Here is an 8,898-nt window from a genome sequence, read left to right as displayed (position 1 = left end):
AAAGGGATCAGACTGTAAATCTGACGGCTCTGCCTTCGAAGGTTCGAATCCTTCTCCCTCCACCATCATTCAAGAAAGCCCGGCCCAGTGCCGGGTTTTCGCTTTTCACGCGTCTATCCATTTGACACTGTCAGATCTGACAATTGCCTGCCGGCCCGCTTTTGGAAACAGTATTGCCATCACATCAAGAGACATGACCATGTTCGAGATCTGGGATGAAAAGGGACAGGCAACCGGGCTGAGTCTGCCGCAGCTGCAGCAACGACTGAGCTCCTATCGCGGCGAGGTGATGGTGCGCTACACCAACCGCATCGGCCTGCCGACCACCCTGTTTCTGACCGTCGACCAGGGACTTGCCTATCAGCGCTTCAAGGCCGATACCCCCCTGCTCGATTGGGCCTGGCTGGCACAGGCCGTACAGCCCGCCCTCTCCTCCGGTCATCCTGCGTTGTCATCAGAGAGCCACAGCAGGCTGACGACAGTCTCGGGATAGTGCCGCTAGCTCATCGACAAGTTGTTGCAAAACATCGCGAAATTTCGTCAGCTCCACCTCGCATCGTGCCCGCCCATCTTTGCGGATTTGCTCTTCCAGATGCCATGCCTGCTCTGCTACTCCGTCAACCCTCATCATGGCTATCGTTCCCGCCTGTCGATGCACCCAATCTGCAAGCGCCTTGTCATCCCCATGGCTCAAACCAAGGGATTGTTCCAGATCCTGACAAAACGACAGCAGCATTGTCTCAAGTGAAGAACCAAATGTAGCCTGCAACAGGTTGATGTCGAGCAACCTGGGTACCGGCAATATCTGCCACTTCATCAGCATCTGGCGTAGTCCGTCCATGAGTACGGGCTTGCCCAATACATCATTCATACCGGCCGCCAGACAACGCTGTGCCTGCTCCGGCAACACGTTGGCCGTCATGGCAATGATGGGAAGTTGTGCCAGCCCCTCTGTGGCCCGCACCCGACGGGTAAACTCATAACCATCCATCACCGGCATCTGGCAATCGCATAGGATCAGGTCATAGCGGTGAAAAGTCAGCATGGCGAGCGCCTGTCGACCATTCTCAGCCAGATCGCACTGCAGATTGAGCTGTTTGAGCTGGCGCTGCACCAGAACCTGATTCAGATGGTGATCCTCGACGACCAGCAATCGCTGTGGCAACAGTGGTTCATCCGCTCCAACAGACGGAAAATCGGACGGCAGTTGCTCGGCCAGGCCCAGCTGGCGATAACAGACATCCCTTACGGCCTGCCAGGTCAGGGGATTACTGTTGAGGCAATAATAACCATCATCACCAAGCTGATAACCCAGCACGTTGCCAAGCGGCGCGACCCGGATGGCGGCCGGTTCGCTCAGGTCACCAAACCGCAAGTCTGCGCCCTGCGGGGCTTCACACAACCGCAGCCCCAGCGACAACAGATGCAGCCGCAGCTGGTGGTGCAGTTTGCCATCCGGCAATGCCATAAAGGCACTCAGCCCCGCCAGCTTGGGATCCGGCTCATGGCGCGCTTCCAGTACCAGGGGGATGGACAAGCCAATATGGGTACCCAGCCCTGGGGCACTCTCAAGCCTCAATCGCCCCCCCATCAGCGTCGCCAGCGTCCGGCTGATACTGAGACCGAGTCCGGTCCCCCCATAACTGCGGGTCGTGGCGCCATCCGCCTGCTCGAAGGCATTGAAAACACGGGCCTGCACATCTTCGCTCATGCCGATGCCGGTATCCCGCACCCCAAGCAACAACCACTGCTCTTCATTTGTCTCTCCCTCTACCCTGATCGACAATTCGATGAAGCCGCGCTCGGTGAACTTGATCGCATTGCTGGCCAGGTTGAACAGCACCTGCTTGAGCCTCAGCACATCACCATAGAAGCGGGCGCCCACTTCATCATCAACACGCAGATAGAGTTGCAACCCTTTGCGCTGCAACTCGCTACTGGTCATTGTCAGCACGCTGTCGATGAGCTCACGCAGCAGAAAGCTGGTGGGTGCCAACTCCATCTTGCCGACATCCAGCTTGGAGTAATCCAGCACATTGCCGATCAGCTGGAGCAGTCCTTCCGCCCCCTGATTGATGATGCCCACCATCTGGCGCTGCTCCGGATCGAGCGAGGTAAAACGCAGCTGTTCCGCCATCCCGATAATGCCGTTCATGGGGGTCCGGATTTCGTGGCTCATGGTGGCGAGGAAATCGGCCTTCTGCCTGGCGGCCAGCTCAGCCTCCTCCTTGGCGGAGGCCAGATCGGCCTCCACCTGGCGCCGGCGGGTTATCTCCTGGCGCAGGTGAAAGTACGCGATAGAGAGTGAAAGAATAAACAGGGTGATACCGGCACCGACAGGGATCAGAGTGCTGATCAGCTTGTGCCATGAGATCCCTTCGTTGTAGTTCACCGCCAGCCAGCTATTGCGGATCTGCCGCTTTTCCTTGTCACTCATGCTGGCGAGTACCCGATTGATGAGCGGCAGCAGCGGGGCATAGGCATCTCTCACCGCGACCGACAGCTCATCTCTGAAAGGAGTGGGAGCGACAATATGCAGCGAGTCATCAAAATACTCGTTGATGAGCCGTGATATCACCGCCAGATTACCCATATAGGCATCCCCCTTGCCGGAGGCCACCATCGCCAACCCCTCTCTTGGGCTGGAAACAACCGTGGTCTGTATGTCAGGGATCCGGGACTTCAACTCGGCGATCAACAAGCTGTCGGTGACGATCAAGTGCTTGCCCGCCAGCTCTGCAAATCCCCCAAAAGTGCTGCTGCCACGAGACATGGCAATGACCACGGGAAAGGACGCAATAGGTTGGCTCACCTGCCAACCCGCAACCCTCTGGCTGATTCGAATAGGAATGACTGCAATATCAGCGTCTTGATGGAGCAATGCCTGCAGCAACTCTGGCCAACTCTGATCAACACGGTATTGATAGGCCAAGCCCAGCTTGTCCTTGAACACATCCAGATAGTCGCCTATCAACCCCGTCAATTTACCCTCGTGATCCGCATAGGAAAACGGCACCCACCCAGGAATAAAACCCAGCCTAAGGGGAGGTAGACGGGAGAGCCACTCACGCTCATCAGGGCGCAGTAAAAAACCGCTGTGCCCCTGAAAACTCAAACTGCTGTCACCCAGCCAGCTTTGCTCCAGAGCGCTGCGCTCCTCTACCGTCAGCGCCTGAATCGCGGTATCAAACCGGACTCCCAGTCTGGATTTATGTTTGCTGATACCAAGGTGAAGGCTCTCCATCAACAAGGGGGCCTGAGCGACCACGGCCAGTTCTGGATGTTGGGCAATAAACTGATTCGTGACATGCAAATTGCCAATATAGGCATCGGCTCGTTTATCCAGCACCGCCTGCAAAGCAGAACTGGAGTCCCGAAATAGAATACGAGACACATCGGGATAATGGATCCTAACCAGCTTTTCGGTCAGAAAACCAGCTTCGATAGCGATACGAGATTGATTCAAACCACTGACATCACGGAAGAAAGGAGAGTCATGGCGCACCACGACCACAGTCGATGACGAATAATAAGGGCGCGTGTATGAAATGCATTCCCGCTCTTCCGCGCGAAAAGCATCCAGTAGAATATCTACCTCACCACGACAACTGGCCGCATATAGGCGAGTCCAGTCCGGATATACTTTCCACTCAATCCGGTAATCAAGGTTCTTGGCCAATATGCTGATCAGGGCGACGCTGAAACCACTGGCATTATGACCATCCCACTGCTGAAATGGCCCCCACCCCCCCACTAGTAACCCGACACTTACTGTTGGTAATAACGCGTTTTTTTTCGCAAAGAGTGGTTGACTGAATATACTGATATTAAATACCAGTATAACAATTATGCATCGGGATATAGCCACATGAGAACACCTCATCGTGCCAATCCTGAAAAAGATGACATCATATAAACGCTCGAAAAAATGCGGTGCGCAAAGTAGTATAGAAATGAGATGTTTGGTAGTTTAAATATTATTCGCTGTTTTATATGGGGCTCACCTATGTCTTTCAAGATCATTCTTGCCGACGACCATCCACTGATACTGGCAGGTATCCGCAGCCTTATTGCACACAATCAACCTGGTTGCGAAGTTGTTGCCGAAGCACATCAAGTCTCCGAACTTTTAAATACATTAAAGAAACATCCCTGTAATCTATTGATCACTGACTTCAGTATGCCAGGGGATGAACGCAGCGATGGGCTGACCATGATCCAGCAATTGAAACGAGATTATCCTACCCTACCTATTCTGGTGCTGACCCAGATCCACAATGCCGGCATCTTGCAGTCATTGCTCCAATTGGGGGTAAGCGGTGTCCTGCTCAAAAAAGCTGTGATCAGCGAACTATCCGAAGCCATTCGTCAAATATTATCTGGCCACAACTATATCGGCAGATCAGTGAAAACCCTGCTGGCCGAAGCGGGCCTGGATCACCAGACCAGCCTGGGTCAACTTACCCCCAAGGAGAGCGAAGTCGTGCGTTTATTAGCCAGTGGAATGTCTGTCACCCAGGTGGCCGAGTACCTGCACCGCAGCGTCAAGACCATCAGCACCCAGAAAAAGAGTGCCATGGTACGCCTCGGCCTGCAAAGCGATAGCGACCTGTTTCACTATGCCAAAGAGCAAGGGCTGGCCTGAATCTTGACCTTGGTGAATCACCCGAGCCTTAAATAGCGGCATCATAAATAAGGGTTACATTACCTTTATAAGTGCTGCCCGGATATTCCATCATCAAGGCCAGGACTGGTTCCTGAACTTTAAATATGATGCTTCGCTCTTCATTTATGAAATATGGGCCTCGTAAACTTGCTGAGAATAATTTCTTGACGCCATGTTTCAAGGGAATCTCTTCTTTGGATTTATTTACATAAATCACATCAAGTCTGACTTGCATCCCGAGCCTTTCATTATTCAGCATACAGACTTCACCAATGGCATACTGGCAGTTCAGCCAGACATTAAAATCTGAACTACTCCATAGTCGATATGGTAACTCCGCAATCAAATAGGGAGGAATACGTGCTTTCCCACGATAAATCCAGTCATGCCATCCACCAGGAGGTTGCAACACGACTTTGTCACCACCAGGAGGAAACTCTACCTTTATTTGATGTTGAACTTTTAATGTCAACTCTATTATCAGTTGATTATCTTCATATACCCCATTACCAAGATCGATATCTTTATTTTGGCCTACAGAGAGAATTATCGAACCGGTATAAATTCCATTTAACATTTTCAGCGGAGAAGGAGGTGTTATTTTAAACCCAAAAAACATCGCTTGTATATCAGATGTACCATCCACAGACAGGCCTATATAACAAGATTTTCCCCCGACATCTCCCCATAATACGATCCAAGAGGTTAGATTAATATAGCCTGCAACCTCTCGTTCAAGATATCGGCACCCCCCCTTAGGGTTTGTAAATGCGGTATTATAAATTTTCCAGCCATCATTTGGATTGACAACAGAATCAAAATGCACTCCTAACTTATCAGGCTTAAATAAAACCGAGAACTGTTGCCCTTTATCTGATGTAATAATCATGGTTTTGTTTCCCAACGAACCTAGGGAAACAAAAGAATCTCTTGTATTTGAAAAATCCCTTTTCACATTTCGCTTTACTTTAGTTTTTAATGAAAACAACAAGCTATCAAGTGACATTACACCGCCACTACAGGATGAAAGCCACATTCCCTCACTGGTTTTCACACATTTTGTAGTGCTAACAAAGGTTCCATTATCAGCCTCATAGACTGCAGGCTTATATTCAGCGGTCACTTTAACGACTGCAGCCTGACATGGAAATCCAAAGAGCAAGCCTGCTATTAACCACCAATATCCGTACATCGCACCAGCTCTCATTATCTCTTCCTGCTCAAGCACTTATTGACTGGCCCAGGCCTGGGCACTGCAGACCAGATCACCCAGTAACAACACAGCCTGTTGGCGTTCGGCTCGGGCCGTGTCCAGCGCAAGATCGCACTGCTGTGCTCCCTGATATTCCACCTGCAAGCTGGGATTGCGTTCGCTCATCTCCACCGCAAAGAAGCCATCGGCCTCGCTGACTGTGCGGCCCGCGTGGTTGACCACCATGGCGCCTCTCAAGGGATCGCCCTTCTCATCCAACAATCGACCGATGACGGTGACTGTCTGCATGACCCTGACTTTGTGATAGGCCACCCCCCCCTTGTTGAGATGATAGGGCAGCACGTTGGGGCGAATGCTCACCGAGGGCGCATCGTGCTCTGCCAGATTCAGCTGCACGGCGCCACTGCGATAGGCGGCAACGGGTATCAGGTTGCGACCGGGCCGCAACTTGATATTGCTACCTTGATCGTCATCGGCGCGCAGGGTCAGCTCGGGCAGATCGGACTCCAGGTCCACTATCATGCCCGCCTCGTACCCTTGCGATTGACCTGTCATGGTCAGGCTGCCCTCATCGCCAAACGCCAGGGTACTGTCGAGGTTGAGCCCCCCACTCAGCGCACGGTTATAGGAGGATGATTGCAGGTGGGCATCACCACTGACCAACTCCCCCTGAAACCTGGCGTAGCCTGCCGTGCCGACGCCGTAACTGTCGGTAGTCAAGTTGGCCCCCACGCTCTGCAGTGCGCTCCACTCCAACTGTTGCTGGTACCCGAGGGAGGCGTTGCGCTCCTGCCCACCGGAGCGAGAGGTTCGACTGCCGATACCAATGGCCAGTAGGCTACGCTCTCCTCCCAGATTCATGCTTAGGGAGAGCATGCCACCCCTGTCCCTCGCATGATCGGTACTGATGCTACCTGGCCGGTCAAACACTGTCAGGTTCCAGCTCACTGTTTGACCAAGCAACTCTCCGTTGTAACGCCAGCCCAGATCGGCCCCCAGCCCCCGCCCCACCTGGTGTGCCAGATAAAAGTTGGCGGAGTGGCGCTCATCGAGCCGCTGCTGCAACGACAGGTTGCTCTGCTTGAGGTCACGGCTCTCCTCCCCCATTTGCCCATGCTGGCGCTGCTGCTGGTGGCTCAGCACCAGGCTGCCTTCGCCATAGTGGTACAAAGCCTGCAAATCGAAGCCGCTGCCCAGCGCCTGTGTCGCCATCAGGTTGCCAAACAACCGCCACTGTTTATCCAAGCTCCAGTCGGCAGAGAGACCATGCTGCCAGCGCTGGTCGATATACTGGCTGGAGGCCCCGACTACCACCGAAGGGGTGAGCAGATGGTTGAGCATGGCGCCGCTGCTCAGAGGCCGGGCCGTGTCCTCCTCCCAGTTGCTGAACAAGCGGGTCTGCTGGCCCGCAAACAGGTTGAAGCGCCAGCTTTCATCCGGGTTTTGCCAGTTCATCGGCTTGTAGATCATCTCTCTGCGCCGCTCGGTCACCTGACCATCTTCCAGCACACGCAGCTCCACCTCGTAGATGCCGGTGGGCAGCACTTTGGTATCCAGCGCCTGCAAGCCGGAGAGAACCTGCTGCGAGTTGATGAGCAGCCCATCTCGATAGATCTCGACCATGCCGGGTCGGCTCGGGGTGACATAGACAGGTGTGGTACTGGCCTGGCCCTGCTCTATCAACAGGGTGTCGGAGTCACCCAGCATGGCCCCCAGCACGGTCGGAGTGCCGCCGCCAAACAGGGTGGGCTGACGCACCAGCCCCTGGGCATAGGGCGAGAAGTAGCCCAGCCGATAGAAATGTCCTGTACCTTCGTGTTCGGCATAAAGTTGCTGCACATGATGCTGAGCCGCCTGCCCGCTGCCAGACTGGCTCACTTCTCCCTCCAGCAGCGGGGTCCACTGTCCTATGCTGCCCTGTGCCATCAGGTTGTAACGGCCACTGCGCTGCTCCCCTTCCCCCTGGATCAGGTTCAACTGGTGGCGCAACAGGGCGCCATAGCTGCCCCCGCTGGGCAGGTTGTGATAACGGGTCAGCGGCTGCCCCTTCTCGGCGCCGGCCGTCAGCACCGACAACTGGGAGTTCTCCAGGCTGTACTCCAGCGCCAGCACTTCGTCGGTACACTGATTCTGACATGGGCCCAGTCGATGGGATGCCGTCAGCACCTTGCTCCAGCGCTGGCGGTCCCGTTCTTCCAGAACGCTCTCGTGGCCGTCGGTCAGAGCCAGCAGTTGTACGCTGGTGTCTTTGCCCAGCACTATCTCGCCTTCCCCCAACAACTGCCCATCCACCAGGATGCGCACCGTCAGCGGGACGCCGAAGAAGTAGTCGGCAAAACCATCAGGCAAATCTTCTGCTTGTTGTAGCAGGTCAAGGGGTTGTGCAACATGCCCCCCCGTAGCCCAGGCCGGTACACACAATACAACCAGGATCAACAGGAAAGAGAAATACGGCACGAGCTATCTCACTCTTCTAAGCACAGACAAAAAGGCTCCCCCGATACAGGGAGCCTCCATCAATCGGCTTATGCGCCACCTTTAGGGGCTTCCGATTCAAATATCATGTTGACTACCCCCTGGTAGTTGCCTGGCTTGTAGCCAGCGACCGGGGCATCCACCGGGATCACTTCCAGCCCCAACAACTTGCCGGTCTTGGCATCATCAGCCTTCATTACTTCAACGGAGGTGGTCGACAGGGCGACACCACCCACCTTAACGGTCAGGGGAATGTTGTCGTTGCCGCTTGCCATCACGGCCGGGTTGGTCAGGTAGCCGGTGATGGCACCTATGGTGCTCTTGGCATCCAGCTGTTTGCTCAGCTTGTCCAGCTTCTTGGTATAAGGGTTGTAGGCCAGCTTCTGCGGCGTGCTCATCCAGTTGTCCCCGCCGGTCGGCTGTACATAGAAAGCTTCGGTCGGGATCTGGGCGGTCACTGTGACCTGATGCTCAATACGTTCAGCAGCCATCAGATTGGCTGACACCAGCATGGCCAGGGGCGCAGCTATCCATACTTTCATTA

General features: G+C 54.3%; 6 protein-coding genes. 2 read left to right on the top strand and 4 right to left on the bottom strand.

The window, feature by feature from the left end; all coding sequences use genetic code 11:
• Positions 1–199: 199 nt before the first annotated feature.
• Positions 200–493, top strand: a complete 294-nt coding sequence (locus tag PG899_RS21390; RefSeq protein WP_077095360.1) for a hypothetical protein — start codon at positions 200–202, stop codon at positions 491–493.
• Here the strand turns inward: PG899_RS21390 and PG899_RS21385 are convergent.
• Positions 455–3,883 (bottom strand): response regulator, encoded by a 3,429-nt coding sequence (locus PG899_RS21385; RefSeq protein ID WP_077095329.1) that lies wholly within the window; start codon positions 3,881–3,883, stop codon positions 455–457. The genes PG899_RS21390 and PG899_RS21385 overlap by 39 nt on opposite strands.
• A gap of 123 nt (positions 3,884–4,006) precedes the next feature.
• On the opposite strand from PG899_RS21385, the gene PG899_RS21380 reads away from it, so the two are divergent.
• Complete coding sequence (locus tag PG899_RS21380) at positions 4,007–4,645, top strand: response regulator (protein ID WP_029301659.1); 639 nt, start codon at positions 4,007–4,009, stop codon at positions 4,643–4,645.
• Positions 4,646–4,673: 28 nt separating this feature from the next.
• Here the strand turns inward: PG899_RS21380 and PG899_RS21375 are convergent, their stop codons facing one another.
• The 3 genes from PG899_RS21375 to PG899_RS21365 all read right to left on the bottom strand — a co-directional run bounded on the left by PG899_RS21375 (position 4,674) and on the right by PG899_RS21365 (position 8,896).
• Entirely contained in the window at positions 4,674–5,873 is a 1,200-nt protein-coding gene (locus tag PG899_RS21375) for a hypothetical protein (protein ID WP_143238948.1), read from the bottom strand.
• Between the two features lie 21 nt (positions 5,874–5,894).
• Complete coding sequence (locus PG899_RS21370; protein ID WP_232105255.1) at positions 5,895–8,228, bottom strand: CS1-pili formation C-terminal domain-containing protein; 2,334 nt, start codon at positions 8,226–8,228, stop codon at positions 5,895–5,897.
• 176 nt (positions 8,229–8,404) lie between these two features.
• The gene (locus PG899_RS21365) at positions 8,405–8,896 is read right to left on the bottom strand and encodes a CS1 type fimbrial major subunit (protein WP_077095331.1); all 492 of its coding nucleotides are present in this window, start codon (positions 8,894–8,896) and stop codon (positions 8,405–8,407) included.
• Positions 8,897–8,898: the final 2 nt, after the last annotated feature.

This window comes from Aeromonas sp. QDB39 (assembly GCF_027707585.1).
Taxonomy (GTDB): Bacteria; Pseudomonadota; Gammaproteobacteria; order Enterobacterales; family Aeromonadaceae; genus Aeromonas; species Aeromonas hydrophila.
The sequence above is the reverse complement of the archived record's forward strand: the minus strand, read 5'-3'. Positions and strand labels throughout refer to the sequence as shown.

What these genes read in the sequence shown, in the direction of transcription:
- PG899_RS21390 (WP_077095360.1), top strand. Translation starts at nt 200, where the DNA reads ATGTTCGAGATCTGGGATGAAAAGGGACAGGCAACCGGGCTGAGTCTG.
- PG899_RS21385 (WP_077095329.1), bottom strand. Translation starts at nt 3,883, where the DNA reads ATGAGGTGTTCTCATGTGGCTATATCCCGATGCATAATTGTTATACTG.
- PG899_RS21380 (WP_029301659.1), top strand. Translation starts at nt 4,007, where the DNA reads ATGTCTTTCAAGATCATTCTTGCCGACGACCATCCACTGATACTGGCA.
- PG899_RS21375 (WP_143238948.1), bottom strand. Translation starts at nt 5,873, where the DNA reads ATGAGAGCTGGTGCGATGTACGGATATTGGTGGTTAATAGCAGGCTTG.
- PG899_RS21365 (WP_077095331.1), bottom strand. Translation starts at nt 8,896, where the DNA reads ATGAAAGTATGGATAGCTGCGCCCCTGGCCATGCTGGTGTCAGCCAAT.